General features: G+C 44.4%; 14 protein-coding genes. 4 read left to right on the top strand and 10 right to left on the bottom strand.

Features of this window, described 5'->3' with window-relative positions; genetic code table 11:
• Positions 1-76 precede the first annotated feature (76 nt).
• From cydC to N5E84_RS07100, 4 genes are all read right to left on the bottom strand, one after another.
• The gene (gene cydC, locus N5E84_RS07115; RefSeq protein WP_069211935.1) at positions 77-1,798 is read right to left on the bottom strand and encodes a heme ABC transporter ATP-binding protein/permease CydC; all 1,722 of its coding nucleotides are present in this window, start codon (positions 1,796-1,798) and stop codon (positions 77-79) included.
• Positions 1,791-3,578 (bottom strand): heme ABC transporter permease/ATP-binding protein CydD, encoded by a 1,788-nt coding sequence (gene cydD / locus N5E84_RS07110; RefSeq protein ID WP_013857131.1) that lies wholly within the window; start codon positions 3,576-3,578, stop codon positions 1,791-1,793. The genes cydC and cydD overlap by 8 nt, the downstream gene beginning before the upstream one ends.
• 137 nt (positions 3,579-3,715) lie before the next feature.
• Positions 3,716-4,675 (bottom strand): thioredoxin-disulfide reductase, encoded by a 960-nt coding sequence (gene trxB, locus N5E84_RS07105; protein WP_029388171.1) that lies wholly within the window; start codon positions 4,673-4,675, stop codon positions 3,716-3,718.
• A gap of 133 nt (positions 4,676-4,808) precedes the next feature.
• Positions 4,809-6,839, bottom strand: coding sequence for a sensor domain-containing diguanylate cyclase (locus tag N5E84_RS07100; protein ID WP_019281978.1), 2,031 nt, complete (start codon positions 6,837-6,839; stop codon positions 4,809-4,811).
• A 520-nt stretch (positions 6,840-7,359) separates the two neighbouring features.
• On the opposite strand from N5E84_RS07100, the gene N5E84_RS07095 reads away from it, so the two are divergent.
• Together N5E84_RS07095 and N5E84_RS07090 are read left to right on the top strand one after the other, a co-directional pair.
• Entirely contained in the window at positions 7,360-8,016 is a 657-nt protein-coding gene (locus tag N5E84_RS07095) for a 2OG-Fe dioxygenase family protein (protein ID WP_029388170.1), read from the top strand.
• Positions 7,991-9,229, top strand: coding sequence for a cysteine desulfurase-like protein (locus N5E84_RS07090; protein ID WP_019281976.1), 1,239 nt, complete (start codon positions 7,991-7,993; stop codon positions 9,227-9,229). The genes N5E84_RS07095 and N5E84_RS07090 overlap by 26 nt, the downstream gene beginning before the upstream one ends.
• Positions 9,230-9,284: 55 nt before the next feature.
• Here the strand turns inward: N5E84_RS07090 and N5E84_RS07085 are convergent, their stop codons facing one another.
• The 3 genes from N5E84_RS07085 to N5E84_RS07075 all read right to left on the bottom strand — a co-directional run bounded on the left by N5E84_RS07085 (position 9,285) and on the right by N5E84_RS07075 (position 12,081).
• Positions 9,285-10,034, bottom strand: a complete 750-nt coding sequence (locus N5E84_RS07085) for a vancomycin high temperature exclusion protein (protein ID WP_026028037.1) — start codon at positions 10,032-10,034, stop codon at positions 9,285-9,287.
• The gene (locus tag N5E84_RS07080) at positions 10,007-10,330 is read right to left on the bottom strand and encodes a DUF3392 domain-containing protein (protein WP_017042030.1); all 324 of its coding nucleotides are present in this window, start codon (positions 10,328-10,330) and stop codon (positions 10,007-10,009) included. The genes N5E84_RS07085 and N5E84_RS07080 overlap by 28 nt, the downstream gene beginning before the upstream one ends.
• A 62-nt stretch (positions 10,331-10,392) precedes the next feature.
• Entirely contained in the window at positions 10,393-12,081 is a 1,689-nt protein-coding gene (locus N5E84_RS07075) for an NAD-dependent malic enzyme (protein ID WP_017044631.1), read from the bottom strand.
• A gap of 438 nt (positions 12,082-12,519) precedes the next feature.
• Between N5E84_RS07075 and N5E84_RS07070 the strand changes: the two genes are divergently transcribed.
• The gene (locus tag N5E84_RS07070; protein WP_026028825.1) at positions 12,520-12,897 is read left to right on the top strand and encodes a hypothetical protein; all 378 of its coding nucleotides are present in this window, start codon (positions 12,520-12,522) and stop codon (positions 12,895-12,897) included.
• 50 nt (positions 12,898-12,947) lie between these two features.
• Here N5E84_RS07070 and N5E84_RS07065 read toward each other — a convergent pair whose 3' ends face one another.
• The 3 genes from N5E84_RS07065 to N5E84_RS07055 all read right to left on the bottom strand — a co-directional run bounded on the left by N5E84_RS07065 (position 12,948) and on the right by N5E84_RS07055 (position 16,488).
• Complete coding sequence (locus N5E84_RS07065; RefSeq protein ID WP_017042032.1) at positions 12,948-14,051, bottom strand: phosphoribosylaminoimidazolesuccinocarboxamide synthase; 1,104 nt, start codon at positions 14,049-14,051, stop codon at positions 12,948-12,950.
• Positions 14,052-14,353: 302 nt separating this feature from the next.
• The gene (locus N5E84_RS07060; protein WP_013857120.1) at positions 14,354-16,036 is read right to left on the bottom strand and encodes an aspartate:alanine antiporter; all 1,683 of its coding nucleotides are present in this window, start codon (positions 16,034-16,036) and stop codon (positions 14,354-14,356) included.
• Between the two features lie 185 nt (positions 16,037-16,221).
• Positions 16,222-16,488 (bottom strand): GrxA family glutaredoxin, encoded by a 267-nt coding sequence (locus tag N5E84_RS07055; RefSeq protein ID WP_010320195.1) that lies wholly within the window; start codon positions 16,486-16,488, stop codon positions 16,222-16,224.
• Positions 16,489-16,782: 294 nt separating this feature from the next.
• Between N5E84_RS07055 and N5E84_RS07050 the strand changes: the two genes are divergently transcribed.
• Positions 16,783-18,024, top strand: a complete 1,242-nt coding sequence (locus N5E84_RS07050) for an iron-containing alcohol dehydrogenase (protein ID WP_069211934.1) — start codon at positions 16,783-16,785, stop codon at positions 18,022-18,024.
• Positions 18,025-18,079 lie beyond the last annotated feature (55 nt).

Here is an 18,079-nt window from a genome sequence, read left to right as displayed (position 1 = left end):
TAATTGATATTAAAATCCCGAGCTAAGCTCGGGATTTTTCTTTTGTAGATTATCGTTCGCACTAATAGATGCGGAATTACAAGGTTTGCTGTAGTTGGAAATAGCGGCCTTGTTTGGCCAGTAATGCTTGGTGGCTACCGTATTCCACGATTTCACCTTGTTCAATCAGGCAAATAGCATCCATTGTTTCTAACTCGACCAAGCGGTGCGTAATAAAGAGGACCGTTTTATGCGCAAAATGCTGCTTAAATAGAGCTAGAATTTGCTGCTCGGTTTGTTTATCCAAGCCTTCCGTGGGTTCATCGAGTAATAAAATTGAACCGTTGTGGAGCAGCGCGCGCGCGATACCAATGCGGCGTTTCTCTCCACCAGAGAGCTGACGGCCGCCGTCACCCAGCCATGCGTCCAAACCTAGATCGTCCAATAGAGTATGTAAACCGACTTGCGTTAAGGCGTGAGCTAACTGTTGATCGTTTGCGCTTGGATTGGCCATCGCGAGGTTGTCTCGCAGCGTGCCATTGAGTACATCTACACGTTGGCTAACCACACTGATGGTTTGGCGAAGTTCGCTCTCATTCCATGCTGTTAAGTGGGTACCTGCAATGGACACGCTACCTTGCTGTGGATCCCAATAGCGTGACAGCAGTTGCATTAAGGTCGATTTGCCAGAGCCTGTTTGCCCCACTATCGCAACGCGATGCGCTGCGGGAATATGGAGGTTGACACCGCGTAGCACATCTTGGCTGCTGTCAGGATAGTGAAAGGTTACGTCTGAAAATTCAATATCGAATTGACCTGAGTGCTGAGTTGAAGCGGTAGGAAATTGGACTTCAGGCTCAGCCAGAATAATATCGTTGAGGCGGCGAGCAGAAGTGAGTGTTTGTCCTAAATGTTGAAATGCACCAGCAATCGGCATCAGCAGTTCAAAACTTGCCACAGTTGCAAAAGCCACCAGTGCAATCATCGGGTCGGGTTGATTACCTGCCACACCATCGGCGGCAAGCCAGATCACTAACACAAGCGTCCAGCCATTAGCGAGCATGAGCAGTGCTTGTGCAAGGCCAGAAAAATGAGCGTTAGCCAATTGATTGACCAGCAATTTTTGCTGCGCGCTAAGAATCGCTTCACGGTAACGGTTTTCTGCACCAAACAGGGTCAGTTCACTGTAGCCTTGCAACCAGTCAAGCGTTGCAATACGCAAATCCGCCTTGTGCTGGGTGAGCTCGGCACCATTACGCTGACCCAGTTTATAAAAGAGGACTGGCCACACGAGTAGTAGCGTTAGAAGAATTGCACCAAGGGTTAAGCCAATGGCAGGGTCGAACCAACATAAGAATGCCGTTAACGCACTAATGCCCAGTACACCCACGGTTACTGGGCTGATTAAGCGTAAATAGACGTGATCCATAGCATCGATATCTGCCACTAGACGGTTGAGTAAATCAGCGTCTCTGAGGTTTGACACACGACCTGGGATCAGTGGCGCGAGTTTTTGGAAGAAAAAAATACGCAGATCCGTCAGCAGCTTGAATGTAGCATTATGGCTGACAACACGCTCACCCCAACGTCCTGCAGTGCGTCCCATGGCAAACCCACGTACAAACGCGCCCGGTAGCATGTAGTTAAATGTTTCACGAGCAATGGTTAAGCCAGCAATGGCCGCTGCGGATAAAAACCAGCCGGATAAGGTCAGTAGACCAATCGAGGCAAACAGGGTTAAAAAGGCCAGCAGCATACCGAGAGATAAACCAAACCAGTGCTTTTTATACAATTTAAGGTAAGGGATGAGATCACGCATCAAGGTTCCCCTTATTGGCTTCATCAAGCGCTTGATTAGCTTGTAACATATCGGAAAACAGGCCCTTTTGCTGGCTGAGTGTGTTGTAATCGCCTGTTTGAACTATCGCCCCATTTTGCATCACCAAAATCTGTTGCACCGATTTTAATGGTGCTAATTGGTGCGTCACGATTAAAGCGGTGTGGTGTTGAATTTGGCGGTTCAAACCTTGCATCACTAACTGTTCGCTGCGTGCATCTAAGCTGGCGGTTGGTTCATCAAGTAGCCAAAAATTGCCGTTTTGTAGCAGCGCTCGAGCAAGTGCAATTCGCTGAGCTTGTCCGACAGATAATCCACCGGATCGATCGGTGATGGCGTAATCCAAACCATGTTTGTCGACAAATTCAGCCGCATAGGCATTGTCTAAAGCCGAATGAAGCGCTTCGTCACTCATGTCATGCTTGCCGAGGCTGATATTCTCAACGATGGTTCCGTGCACCAATAGTGGGTTTTGCCCAACCCAACTGATCTGCTTACGCCAGCTGGTATGCTCAAGATCGCTCAGTTCAATACCATTAATTTTCAAACTGCCTTGGTAAGGCATGAAGCCTAAAATGGCGTTTACTAAGCTGGTTTTACCTGCGCCGCTTGGCCCGACAAGCGCAGTGGTTGAATGGTTATCTAACGTAAATGAAATTGGACCGACCAAGCGTTTTCCTTCTGGACTAAACACTTCGAGATCTTGCGCTACAATGTCAATCTGCTGTGCACCGTCGAGCGAGATAGATCCTGATTTCACTTTGCTGATGTCTGTTTCCAAAAACTCGACAATGCTTTCAGCCGCGCCGACAGCTTGTTGTTTGGCGTGATAAAAGGTGCCCAAATCACGTAATGGTTGATAAAACTCAGGCGCAAGGATCAAGATAAATAGGCCGGAAAATAGAGTTACGGCTGTACCGTAGTAGCCGAAATTCAACTCGCCAATAAAGCTAAAACCAAAGTAAACGGCGGTGATGGCGATCGATATCGAGGTGAAAAATTCTAACACTGCTGATGATAGAAAGGCGATTTTCAATACATCCATTGTGCGAGTGCGAAAGACTTCAGAAGCGCCTTTAAGCTGATCGGCTTCGGCTTGTGTGCGGTTGAATAGGCGTATTGTGGTCATCGACTGCAGGCGATCATAAAAGTGACCAGATAACCGCTGCAGAGCTTTGAAATTTTTACGATTAGCATCGGCTGCTTTCATACCGACTAAGGCCATAAACAGCGGCACTAAGGGTGCGGTGATTAAGAAAATCAAACCCGCCGCCCAGTTGACGGGAAAGACCACAATCAAAATCATAAACGGGATCAACACAGATAATGACATCTGCGGTAAATAGCGCGCAAAAAAGTCCTGCATGTTTTCGACTTGTTCAAGCAGTAATGTTGCCCATGCACCGGCAGGCTTACCTTTAATGTAAGCAGGGCCCAACTCGCGAACTTTATCCAGTATTAACTGACGGATATAAATGCGGATCTGCTCTCCGCAGCGAAAACCCGCAATTTCACGCCCCCATGCGCACGCGGCACGTGCGGCAATCGTCACCACCAAACCAAGAAAATAGGGAATGAGCTCTGCTTTATCAACTTGTTCAATAATCAGTTGATGCAGAATGGAGGCGAGGAGTGCGGCCTGAGCCAGCAAAAACACACTTGATAATACGCCAAGGCCAACAGCAATCATTAACCAGCGTTTTGCCAGTTTACTTTGCTGTTTGAGCCAATTATTCAAGCTACGTTGCTTTTTCTTATCCATTTCGAAGGCTTAATGAGAATTATTATGTAAACGGAAGGGCGGTAGTATACAAAATAAAGCCCGATGGATATACCACCGGGCTGTAGGGTTTTGTTATAAAACTGGAAAATAACCTTTTGCTTACTTGTCGTTCAAGCCTACTTATCGTTCAAGCTATCTAGGTAACGTTCCGCATCTAAGGCGGCCATACAACCTGTTCCTGCCGAAGTGATCGCTTGGCGATAGTTGTGATCCATCACATCACCAGCAGCAAACACACCTTCAATACTAGTTTGAGTTGCATTACCATCAAGGCCAGATCTGACCACGATATAGCCTTCTTTCATCTCTAGCTTACCAGCAAACATGTCGGTATTCGGTTTGTGACCAATCGCGATAAAGACGCCCATCACGTCCAGATCTTCTGTCGTTTCTGATTGGGTGTGTTTCATACGAACACCCGTCACGCCAGTCTCATCACCTAAGACTTCCTCTAAGGTACGGTCAGTGTGTAGCACTATATTGCCGCTTGCGACTTTATCCATCAGACGGTTAATCAGTATTTTTTCTGCGCGGAACGAATCACGGCGGTGGATGAGGTGAACTTGTGCCGCAATATTAGATAGATAAAGCGCTTCTTCCACCGCGGTATTGCCGCCGCCCACTACTGCAACTTTTTGGTTACGATAGAAAAAACCATCGCAAGTAGCACAAGCGGAAACTCCTCGTCCTTTAAAGGCTTCTTCTGAACCTAAACCTAGGTAACGTGCGGATGCACCTGTTGAAATGATCAGAGCATCGCAGCTATATTCTGCACTATCGCCTTTAAGGCGGAATGGCCGCTGTGAAAAATCAACTTCATTAATATGATCAAACACAATCTCGGTTTCGAAGCGCTCGGCATGCTCTTTCATTCGCTCCATTAAAGCAGGGCCCGTGAGGCCTTCGGCGTCTCCTGGCCAGTTTTCTACTTCTGTAGTGGTCGTTAACTGACCACCTTGCTGCATACCGGTAACGAGAACTGGATTAAGGTTAGCGCGAGCGGCGTAAACGGCTGCCGTATAACCAGCCGGGCCAGAACCAAGAATAAGAAGTTTGCAATGTTTCACGTTGCTCATGGGGACTCCAGTATCGAAAATGCTCGAAAATTTAACACGATTGTAGGGAATATCTCGAGTCAATTAAAGCGATTACATGGGCTAGCTTAGAAATAATCGTTATATAGCCAAACTAAGCAATGATGGGACTTGGCTAATAAGTCAGCCAACGTGTTTTTAAGCAATTTCGGCCGCTGGCTTTAGCCGCATAAAGCAGTTGGTCGACTTCTTCACACAATGCTTGGAGATCTAAATCCGTATTCGTTGCGCTCAACACGCCAAAACTCGAAGTGACGGATACCGATTCTCGTGATTCGGTTACAAAATCGTGGTCTTCAATTTTTCGGCGTAAGGTTTCGGCAATTTCGCTAGCGACGCTTAAGTCAGTGTCGGGTAGTAAGATGAGAAACTCTTCCCCACCGTAGCGAGCGACAACATCGGAAGAGCGTACCGATGACTTAAAGATAGCCGCAGTTTCCACTAATACTTGATCGCCGAAGGCGTGACCATAAGTGTCATTAATGACTTTAAAATAATCAATATCGGTCAAAATAAGGCTAATCGGTTTTGCATCTTCATTATGTTGGATCTGTTCGTCTAATTGCGCTGAATCGAATGGTTCGGCGTTTTTTTTAGGTGAAGATTGACCTTTGAACCAAGTCTGTTGCCACATCAAAATCCGTTGTGCGAGTTTAATAAGCGCTTCGCTACTATTTTGGTAAGAGTTGGATTGATGTTTTGCAAATCGTTCTTCCATGTAGCGTCGATTATACAAGCCAGTCAAGGTGTCCGTTTTGGCAAGCATGCCCATTTTGATGCGAGAGCGGTTGGCCCAGATAAATATGACCAATAATCCGATTAATGCAAGGGCAAGGAAAAAGACGATTTCACCTAATAGATGAAACGTTTTCTGATGGTTTTCAATTTCTAGCTTTTGAAGTACGTTGTTCCAGTTTAGATCCTGATTTTCATATTGTAGACGCTCAAGATCAAACAACATTTGTTGTCTCTGTAAGTTCTCTATCTGTTCAACATTGCGAAGTGTGAGCGAACGTAAATGATAAAAATCATAAGTTTCATAGGCTTGTTTGTAGTTATTTTGCCCAGCATAAGCCTGTGCTGCCACTTTTAACAACTCTATCTGTTGAATAAGTAGATTTGATCTTTGTTTGATATGCGCAATGAGTGGTTCTACAAATTCAATCACTTCACCGTAGCGTTTTTGTTCCAATAGATCTTGTGTTTGTAATAGCTGAAAAGTGGCAAGGTAGCCTGGTTGGCTTTCTCGGTACTGCAGTTCCTCCGCTTTTTTCAAGAAAAAGCGCATTTGATCACGGTTGTTGGTATCTCGATAAAGCCGTGCAAGTTCAATGTTAATACGAAAGCGATGTCGCCCGTCACCCAGTATTTGTGCCAGCTTGAGTGCTGTTTTATAGGTTTCGATCGCCGCCGTGATTTGATTACGTGACTCTTGCAACTTAGAGATGTCGAGTAAGCTAACCAACTGGCTATAGGACATTTTACGCTGCTTGAAGTAACTGTAGGAATTTTCAAGTAACAGCTGTGAACGATCAAAATCTTGTAGCTGAACCAGTATTTGACCTAGACCGTGAGATATTCTCTCCATTAACTCTTTGTTATCTATTGATTTTGCTGTATCAATTGAGGTCATTATTGCGGCGTACGATTTTTTAAACTCGCCTTGCTCTTGGTAATAGAGGCTTTTAGCTAGTAATACTTCTGATTCGATTTGTGCATTGTGATCGTTTCCTGCTTCAACTAACAGTGCGTCAAGTTTCGGCAACACGTCGACTTTTTGGTGCCGTAAAGCTTGAATCTCTCTTAGTTTGAGAGTGAGCGTTTCAACGTTGGTGTGTTCTGTTCGCTTTAATCCTAATTGTGCCGCTTCTAAGCTCCTATCATATTCCTCTAGTAGCCCATATACAGTGGCTTTGGCCAAATAGTAACGTACAACGAGAGCGGAAGGCTGTGACAATATGATGTAGTCTTCTTCTAGTTCACTAATTTGTGCTTTTGCCTTGATCGGTAGTGAATAGGTGATCTGCTCAATGCCCTCCAATGCTTGGAGAAATTTATCTTTAGGATCCATAGCCGCATAGGCATTGATTACACTGAAACCTAATGCGATGAAAGTCCACAGTGTGACTTTAATACTAGAGTTCACGAGTTGAGGATCTCCTTATCAGCTGAGCGATGTTTCAACTAAGTCTTAATAGTCAAATATATCAATTAGTTTGATGATCTAGTATTAACTTTAGTCTAATTTTTGGCATGGCTTACTACTTAAATGGTGCTAATTTCGAGTTAATGAGATGCTATATGGCTCATGGATTAATACTTGCTAAATTTAGTCGAATCGAGCTGATAAATTAGTTACTGATATTTCCTTTAAACCCGCCCATGGTCTACATACCATTCCTACATCATCCTAATGTTGGTAATTCATTGTTTTTAAAAGCTTATTAACCTTGAAGTAGTGAGCTTGTCTAAAAATCGCTATGTGTCATGCTCGCTATTGGATGTTAATTCTTATTTTTGTGATTATTTAAGTATTAAATTTTATATTGCTAGTCACATACAGATATAACATTCATCTTTACTTGAATGTGCAATATTAGTGCGTATCCTTAATGTAAATTAATTGTTAATTTCATGTGTCCAATCATTTAATTAAGGAGCTGGTGATGTTAGCTGTACACGAAAACACTTTACAGATTACGCAATTAAGTCAAAAAGCGATTCAACAACTTGCTCCCTCCTTTGCGCAATTACCACATACGGAGCATGCTGATGGTCAGTATCGTTTACGGCGCTACTCTGTGGTTCAATTTAACAAAGGGAAAGTCGAGGCGTTGGACAAGCATGACTTTATGCAAATCGATCAAATCAATCATTTTCAAGGCAACATTAAGCGTCATTTCGATCCTATTTTACCCTCCACGCTACAAAGTGAAGGGATGAGAGAAGTGTGCGAGGTGTTTGTGAGTATGAATGGTCTGCCTAATGGGCAAGAGATTGAAATCCATCAGATCCGAATTGCTGCTGTGTTTGATGAGACGCAAGTCGCGCCAGAAGGTGTCCATCAAGATGGTTTTGATCATATTGCGTTGGTGGGGGTGAATCGCCACAACATCGTCGGCGGTGAAATTATGCTGTATCAAGACTGCCATGAAGCCCCTTTCTTTCGGAAAGTGTTAGAAAATGGTGAGATTGCGATGCTCGCGGACAGTAAGTTATGGCATAACGCTTGCCCTATTCGCTCGATTGAGCATGGGCAAGAAGGTCATATGGATGTTTTTGTGTTAACCGCTAAGGATGGCCGAAATGATCTTCACTCCTGAAAAAGTGCGTACGCAGTTTAGTGCTTTGTCGCAAAAATATCATGGTAAGTCAGTGAGTTTCTTAGATGGTCCAGGTGGCTCGCAAGTACCTAAGTCGGTAATAGAAAAAATGAGTGAATATCTGGGCCATTTTAACTCTAATTTGGGCGGACACTATTTTTCAAGCCAAATCACCACTGATTTAATGCAGCAGGCTCGTGAGTCGGTGCAAGCACTTCTGAACGCTGAGTCATCAGGAAATATTGTATTTGGCGCGAATATGACCTCGTTGACTTTTCAGCTAAGTCGAGCCATTAGCCGAGATTGGCAAGCGGGCGATGAAGTGATTGTTACTGCGCTTGACCATTACTCCAATGTCTCCAGTTGGCAGCAAGCGGCGCAGGATAAGCACGTTACAGTGCACCAGGTAAAGGTGAACCAACAAGATTGTACTTTGGATATTGAGCACTTACTGTCATTGCTCAATCCTAAAACAAAGCTGGTCGCGGTCACTTATGCTTCGAATACCACAGGATCTATTGTCGATGTTAAACGCATTGTGGATGCGGCGCATCAAGTCGGCGCGATGGTGTATGTGGATGCCGTTCACTATGCTCCGCACCATTTGATTGATGTACAAGAATTAGGCTGTGATTTTTTAACCTGTTCGGCATATAAGTTTTTTGGTCCACACGTTGGTATCGCTTATATCGCTTCGCAGTGGTTACATGCACTTAAACCCTACAAAGTTGAACCAGCAACCAATATTGGTCCGGGACGTTTTGAAACCGGTACACAGAGTTTTGAAGGTTTGGCCGGCGTGATTGCTGCAGTGGAATATTTGGCGCAATGGGGAGACGAGAGTGGCTCGTTAAGAGAACGTTTGAGCGATAGTTTCATTCAATACAACCAGCATGAACGCCAATTGAGTGAGTATTTTCTGTATAAACTTAAAGGATTGAGTTCGGCTAAGCTCTATGGCCTGACCAAGGCTAACAGTGAACTACGTACACCGACCTTTGCCATTCGCTTAGCTAATCACCACCCAGAATTTGTGGCCAAAACATTGGGCGAGCATAATATTTGTGTGTGGAATGGGCATTTCTATGCGCTTGGTTTAGTGCGTCAGTTAGATCTTGAAAACAGCGGTGGAGTTGTCCGTATCGGTTTTATGCACTACAACACGCGCAGTGAAATTGACGCTTTGTTTGATGTCTTATCCACATTAGCGTAACCAAAGTGGCCCGGAAATCTGTCGAAGGAAAGGTTTCTGGGGCGCAGTGCCTCTTTTAGCTTTCATCTTCGGTTGGCTCTAAGGGTAACTCTTCGATCACAATTGGCTCTTTGGGACCTAAAAATTTAGGTTGAGTATTCGTGATATAGAGATCTAAGAATGCTTTCGTACGAGCAAAGACCTCACGCAGCCTCACTTTAAAACCAGAACGAGTTGTTGGCCCTGCAACCGCTAAACACTGAGCATTAATGTTATGGTAGTTGGCAATAAAGAGTGCTCGCTCACAATGAAATTGTTGAGAAATGATCAAAAAATTGTCGGTTTCGAAGATACGTTTTGCGCGAACAATGGAGTCCAAAGTACGAAACCCTGCATAATCTAAGTAAATATGTTCGCTCGGGATCCCAGCGCGCAGCAGATCGCGTTTCATCGTCCACGGTTCATTGTACGAACGGTGAGCATTATCACCACTGAGTAAAAACCCTTTTACCTTGCCTTGCTCATACAAAGCGATCGCGGCTTCAATTCGGTGGGTATAGTAGTCATTGAGCGTTTTACCCAAGTACTTACTGGTTCCAAGTACAACAGCGACTTGGAATTGACCGACTTGATTTTGCTCGGTGACGATTTGTTTTTCGGCTTGCCAACTGACCCAGCGATCAATGCCAAGCACAAAAAGGCTTGAAATGAACAACAGTACAGACACGTAGCGAAGCAGCGTGTGAACCCGCTTTTTCCAAACAGGGCGAGAGTGATTTGAAGATGAAAATTTTAACACTAAATTTGACGGTTCCTTTGTGCCCAGATCCCGATAGCAATAAAGCAGAGCATAATAATGCTAAACATCATGCCTGATTCTAACTGCGAAAGTGTCCGAGCAAGGTAAGGGCTCGCTTTGATGATCACCAAACCGTAGCCGAAAGCGTTAATCAATATAAACGTAAATGTGCGAACGACAAAGTGTTGGTTGCGCATTAGCTTGCGCATCGCGGCGTTAATCTCCCCACCGAGCATCACGAGCAAACAAGCGATCAATGCGGTTGATATCTCCGTTAAATACGGTGATAAGTAATGCCCTGCGGGCGCTAAAAAGTTCATCATATTGACTCACAGAAAAAGCCCCTAAACATCAGCCGAAGCTTAGGGGACAGCAGAGTAGTAGCTTAGAAAGCAGTGCGTTTGTAGCGGCGGTATACTGGCTGCCAAAAATGCTGCTCAATGGCGGTTTCTAACACATCATCTGGGATCTCCAGTGCAACGCCTTGCTCAATTGCTTTTTTCGCTACCGCAAACGCAATTTTCTTGGAAACGGAGTGAATGGCTTCCAGTGGTGGAAGTAACGCACCATGCCCATTAAGCGCCAGAGGTGAACAGTTGGCGAGTGCGCGGCTTGATTCCATCAGCATCTCATCAGTAACTCGACGTGCATTGACCGCCAGTACGCCTAAGCCGATACCAGGGAAAATATAGCTATTGTTGCATTGCGCAATTGGGTAGGTTTTACCGTTATGCAACACGGGAGCAAACGGGCTGCCTGTGGCGACGAGTGCTTCACCGTTGGTCCAACGGATAATGTCATTGGGCGTCGCTTCAACACGGCTGGTTGGGTTCGATAGTGGGAAAATAATCGGGCGTGGGCAGTGTTTGTGCATCTCAGTGATAATCTCTTCACTGAATAATCCCGGAGCCCCAGAAACACCGACCAACACCGTTGGCTTGCCATTTTTCATTACTTCCAATAATGAGAAACCATTACCTTCTGTGTTCCAATCATGTGTGTCTTTGTTTTTTTGCACTAGGCGCTGTTGGAAATCAAGTAGGTTAGGCATTCCTTCTTGCAGCAGACCCCAGCGGTCAACCATATAGACTTGAGAACGAGCTTGAGCATCTGAAATACCTTCTGACACCATTTGCGCGATGATTGCTTCGGCAATACCACAGCCTGCAGAGCCCGCACCAAGAAAAGCGATACGTTGCTCGGAGAGTTGACTGCCTGCGGCTTTGCATGCGGCCAATAGCGAACCTACAGTCACCGCCGCAGTGCCTTGAATGTCATCGTTAAAACAACAAATACGGTTTTTATAACGTTCTAATAGTGGCATTGCGTTCTTTTGCGCAAAATCTTCAAATTGGATCAATGCATCAGGCCAGCGACGTTGCACCGCTTGGATGAACTCTTCTACAAATGCATCATATTCGGCCCCGGTAATCCGAGGGTGACGCCAGCCCATGTACATCGGGTCAGCCAAGCGCTGTGGGTTATTGGTTCCAACATCGAGCACGACCGGTAAAGTATAAGCAGGGCTAATACCACCACATGCGGTATAAAGTGCCAGTTTTCCGATAGGAATACCCATGCCACCAATTCCTTGGTCACCCAAGCCGAGAATGCGTTCACCATCGGTCACTACGATAACTTTTACGTTATGGTTCGCTGCATTATTAAGTAAGTCATCGATGCGATCTCGATTCGGAAAGGAAATGAACAGACCGCGGCCGCGACGATAAATATTTGAAAAGTTTTCACACGCGGCACCCACCGTTGGCGTGTAGATGATGGGCATCATCTCAGTGATGTGGTTTTGCACTAAACGATAGAATAAGGTTTCGTTAGTATCTTGGATATTACGCAGATAGATATGCTTATCCATATCACTTTCAAAGCTGCAGTATTGTTGGTATGCGCGAACAACTTGTTCTTGTATCGTTTCCGTCGTTTCAGGAAGCAGGCCTTCTAAGTTGAAGGAACTGCGCTCTTCAGCACAAAATGCACTGCCTTTATTGAGCAAAGGCGTGCTGAGTAGAGCGGGGCCCGCATAGGGAATATAAAGAGGGCGTTTGTCATTATTCATTGTCGGCCTATTTTAGGGTAGAAGGGAACTCAAAAATGATAACGGTTTACTCATGAGATTGTAAATAGACGAGCGGCGACACATGGCACAGAATACTGAAGAATGCCGATAAAAACGGTAGAATTCTCCGTGTTAATTGCTGAGGGCATCAATGTACACATGTTTGTCTATTGGTCTCCTTAAGCAGAGATTTCAAAAGTAGTGTTGAGCGATGATCACTTTAAGTGATAAAGCGACTTTTTGTTCACGGTTTGAAATATTAATCAATCAGACACATATGTCAGTAAGTCTGTTTATGCCTTGTTACAAACCTGGTTTTGATATAGCCAATCCATTCGGTTTTAAGGCATAAAAGACTGTTTTTTTATATCCTATTGCTATATGAACAATCATGGATGATATTGAGTACAGTGTGGTGCCAATTTGTCGGGGGACAAAATGAATACACAAGAAAGGACACGAGTGGTGTTTGATTACACTACATTTCTTGGCGCGTCATGTAATAAGAAATGGACATTCCTCGAAGCTATGACGTCATTTGCACCGATTTTTGGTACGGTATGGAAAGACAGCATTAAAGAATTATCAAGCCCAGAGGATCGCCTATGGGAAATGGCGTTGAAGTCGTTATCAACACGCCGTAGTGATGAAGCGAATTTAATTTCACTGGTGAGATTGGCGAAATTAGAGGGGATTGAAGAGCTAAAATTAGTAATGCCGTATGCGTTGGATTCTGAACAGATCCAATTGATTCAAAATAAAAGCCAATCTTTGATAAAAAATACAAAACCAGACGAATTTATTATCACCCTGTAAGGGGATAAACAGATAACGGGGCATATTTAATGCCCCGTTATTGTTGAGTGCTAGTCAATCAAGCCATATTGAGAACGCAGGATCGTAATGATCTCTTGCTTTGGATTTTGGCTTAATACGATCGGTTGGCCAACAATTTTCTCTGCAATCGCAAGATAGGTGTTGGAAATATCCATTAATGCAGCCAAAGGCAGCGCATTATCACGTGCAAGCGCTTCTCGCTCAGCCATCCGTTCTTTGTTGAGTAAAATATCTGGGTCAGGGAAGTAGTTGAGCAAGAATTGACGAAAACCTTCTTTCGAATTTTCCACAATACGTCCTTGCTGATAGGAAGCGCTGTCCCAGATACGAGAAGAGTCCGGCGTACCCACTTCATCCATATAAATGAGTTTCTCAACGCCGTTGGCATCGGTGACATAACCAAACTCAAACTTGGTATCGACGAAAATTTGCTCTACTTGGCAGAGTGCATGGCTAATGACGCCGAAGCCTTCTTTTAATAGCTTTTCGTACAAGGCAATATCTTCGACACGACTGAAGTTAAAAGCGGCAAAATTCTCTTCAATATTATGACGTGAGATATTGACATCATCGGCTTCTGGAACACCGGGAATGCCTTTTAAGATGCCTTTGGTTGATGGTGTAATGAGCAGTTCTGGCAGTTTTTTATCTTTCTGCAAGCTTTCTGGTAATTGAATACCACAAAAATCTCGTTCACCTTTTTCGTAAGCACGCCACATTGAACCGGTAATATACTGGCGACAAATCGCTTCAATTTTGATTGGCTTGGCTTTTTGCACAATCCATACAAAAGGATGGGGAATATCTAAAATATGGCTATCGGCTAACCCGCTCTCTTGAAATAGCTTAAACCAGTGGTTTGAAATCGCGTTCAATGCCGCGCCCTTACCCGGTACACCTTTGATGCCACCTTCGGCATGCCAGATACAATCAAAAGCGGAAATACGGTCACTGATTACCATAATGGCTAAAGGTGCATCAGGAGCAACGTTGTAACCTTTTTCTTTGATCAAACGCTGGCTATCTTCTGGAGTTAGCCAATAAACAGAGCGAACTTTGCCGCTATGAACAGGTTGGTGAGTGCGAATTGGGAGGTCGTCATTGACGGCAAGGATTTGATCAGCAAGGCTCATTTAGACATTCCTATCTTTTTCAAACGTCATACAGAGAAGATATCGCTTAGCTCAACGCTAGTAAGGATATCGATAAACTGTGCGCATCATACCAGAACTATTTTCTGCTGCCAGACAAAAAGCAAACGATTGCCTTTTGTTTGAAAAATTAAGCAGTGGTGAGTTGAATTCAGGAGAAAAGATGCAGTTCTGAGTCGATAAAGCGGCAAACATTGAGATAAAAGCGAAGTAAATAGAGGGGCGATGGCTCGCCAAAAGCCACACATGTGACTTTGGGCGAGTAGCACTGAGGATTATTAGGTTTAGCTGAGTAAAATTAAAATAGTTCCTGTCAGTGTCATCAGTATATTGGCGATAGCATAGGTGCCGGCATAACCCAATGCGGGAATGGTCGATTTTGCGTAGTCGTTAACGATATCCATCGCTGGTGCGCAAGTTCGTGCACCGATAATCGCACCAAATAGAAGCGCGCGGTTCATTTTCAAAATGTACGCACCGACCAAATAGGCAAAGACGACTGGCACCACGCTGACTAAAAATGCAAGGCCGATCACTTGTACGCCCACTTCTGAGAGGTGCTGGAACATTTTTCCGCCAGCACTTAAGCCAATGCCTACCATAAAGAACATCAAACCTAGGTCTTTCACCATATTTAATGCCCCTTGCGGTACATAGCCGAAAGTGGGGTGGTTGGCTCGTAAAAAACCAAGCATAATGCCAGAAAGCAGTAGCCCAACCGCGTTGCCTAAACCGAAGGAGACTTGTCCAAAGGTCATGGTGATCAAACCAAACAAAATGCCGAGAATAAAGAAGCTACAGAAGGCGAGTAAATCGGCCATTTGACTATGGATAGAGATGAAACCGATTTTATCGGCCAAGCCTTGAACACGGCTTTTTTCACCACTGACTTGCAATACATCGCCTTTGGCAAGCACAATGTCTAAGTCCATTGGCATTTCAATTTGTGCGCGTATCACTCGGTTCAGGAAACAACCATATTCGGATAAATTCAGATCCGATAGGCGTTTACCGGCAATACTGTCACTTTTTACGACGATTTCCTCTTCAGAGATGCGCAAATCAAGTAAGTTGCGATCAAACACCTCTTTGCCATTTCGAAAGCTAGGGTCTAGTCTTGCATGGCTGTCAGGGAAGCCGACCAGTGCAATTTCATCCCCTTCTTGCAAGATGGCGTCACCGTCAGGATGGGCAAGAATGCCATTACGTCGAATGCGTTCAATATAACAACCCGTTTGACGATAAATACCAAGCTCACGTAAATTGCGCCCATCAATCCAGTTGATCAACTCTTGACCAACACGATAGGCACGGATGATGGGTAAATAGACTTTGCGTTGACCGCTACCACCCAAACCACGCTCTTGAGCAATCTGTTGAGCAGAATCAGAGAGGTTTTGTTTTTGCAGCTTAGGCAGTAACTTGGCAAACATGATCATGCTGATAAGGCCAATTAGATAAGCCATCGCATAACCCACCGAAACATTATCTAAAATAAGGGATAAATCCATATTTCTTGGAATGGTGGCTAGCCCGGAGTTTAACGCATCTTGTGCGCCTACTAATACGGGGGTGGAGGTTAATGCGCCTGCCATCATACCAGCAGCTAAGCCAAAATCGAGGCCGAGATAATAACTGCCAAAATAGGTGATCCAAGTGGCGGTAATGAGCACCACTAAACTTAAGATGAGATAATGTTTTCCGTCACGGAAAAATATGCCAAAAAAGTTAGGGCCAGCTTCAATGCCGACACAATAGATGAACAGCATGAAACCTATGGTTAAGGCTTCAGCATTGAAGGAAAAACCAAGGTGCCCCATGATGAGTGATGTAATTAACACCCCAATAGAGTTGCCCAGTTGTAAGCTACCAAAACGAATTTTGCCAAAACCAAGGCCAATCGCTAAGACAACAAAAATAAGAAGAATAGGGTTCTGATCAAGCAAAAGTACGACGTCGATATTCACGGCTCAACTCGTTATGTGTGCCAAGTGGGGTAGGTAAAGTGTGGGAATTGTATCTGAATATTGCAAAAAGATAAGTGAAATTTGTGACAATTGACATTTCATTGACCTAATTTGAGAGAAAGAGCCATTTATCTATAAATAGCAAAAACCCGCTAAAAATCAGCGGGTTTTTATGTTTCTTGGTTTTATTCGTCGAATAAGCCTAAATGTTCTTTCGCATAAGCTTCGAAATCAGTGCAACCACCGATGTGTTCTTGATCAATAAAGATTTGTGGCACAGTTTCAACCGGTTTACCCACTGTCTTTTCTAAATCAGCTTTGCTGATGCCTTCCGCGTGAATATCGACATAACGATAGTTAAAATCATCGCGTTTTAATTTCAATGTTTCAGCGTGTTCTTTTGCGCGAACACAGTAGGGGCAACCAGGGCGGCCAAAAATAACAACGAACATAGCTTTCTCCTTCATTCTTGTTGCATGCAACTATGCCCGATTCAAGGTCGGAAATAAAGTGGCATTCACCAGTTACTTCAATAGGTAAAAGCTATTACTTATTCCTTAATCAAAGCAAGCTTACCTCTCGATGGTGTTGGGAATAGTTCAACAATGGCTTGGCTGTGACATGCCGCATAAACTTGTGTTTTTTATGTGGTTATTTGCTCCACATTGCACTGCATCAAAAAATTTTTTTAACGATAGGTGCACTCTAAACAGAGCTAATCTAGATGAGAGAAAAGGGAGTTATTCATGTTCCAATTTATGACGGCGACGCGGATCATTTTTGGAGAAGGAGCGTTATTGAATTCACTTTCTGTTCTTAACCAATATGGTTATAGCGTACTGCTGGTTTCGGGAAAAGAACAACAACGAGCTTCCCCTATTGTTCAATACCTGAAAATGCAGAATATGCGCTATCAGCATGTAGCTATTGTTGGTGAACCTAATATTACCATGGTGGAGGAAACGGCCATTTTAGGCCGACGTTTTCAACCGGACATGGTCGTTGCTATTGGTGGCGGTAGTGTGATTGATATGGGCAAGGCACTCGCGGCAATCATTCCTAACCAAGGTAACGTTTATGATTATGTGGAAGTGGTTGGCCGAAATGTGCCGTTAAAGACAAAACCGCTGCCATTTATTGCTATTCCAACCACCGCCAGTACGGGATCCGAAGTCACGCGTAATGCCGTCTTGAAATCGGGACAAGACAAAGTAAAAGTAAGCTTGCGCAGCCCAGATATGCTGGCAGATGTTGCGATTGTTGACCCCACGTTGACCTATGGTACCGACAGTTACACATCTGGCAGAGGCGCAATGGATGCTTTTACGCATTTAATGGAAGCCTATGTGTGTGGTGAACCCAATCCACTCACCGATATGGTGTGTGAAGAGGGGTTGCGCAAACTCAGTCGTTCTATATTGCCAGCGTGCCGAAAAGATGATCATAAAGCGCGAGCGGATCTCTCTTTTGCAGCAATGCTTGGAGGAATGGCAATTACCAATGCAAAGCTTGGCGCTGCACATGGCTTGGCATCGGCATTGGGAGGGAAACTTGATGCCCCACACAGCGTGATCACGGCGCGTTTGGCCCCTCATGTTATGCGAGAAAACATTCGATCAGCGCAAAAAGCAGGGCGAAATGATGTACTTACACGTTATAAAAAAATCGCTCAAATCGTGACTGGCAGAACAAATGTTCACGTTGAAGATGGCGTGCTGTGGGTGAAAATGATGTTAGATAAGTTGCAACTGCCTAAACTCAACCAGTTTGGTGTGTGCAATACCTCGTTTGATCGCGTGGCGTTAGATGCTTTAAAGTCGGTCGCGATTAAAGGTAACCCTTTGCCTTTAACACAAGAAAGGTTAATCCATATATTAAATCAAGTTTGCGAGTGCCAAGGTGAGTGTGAGGAGTGGCAACCGAATTCATCCAATCAGGTAGAAGTTAGGCATGATCCAGTCGCGCCTGAAAGTAGCAAGCAAAGTTGATAAAAAAACGGAGCAATTGAGCTCCGTTTTAACGATTATTTTAGGATCGCGATTA

Origin of the sequence: Vibrio sp. J502 (genome assembly GCF_025397955.1) — a bacterium.
Lineage (GTDB): Bacteria > Pseudomonadota > Gammaproteobacteria > Enterobacterales > Vibrionaceae > Vibrio > Vibrio anguillarum.
Note: the sequence above shows the minus strand (reverse complement) of the source record. Positions and strands in the feature narration are given on the sequence as shown.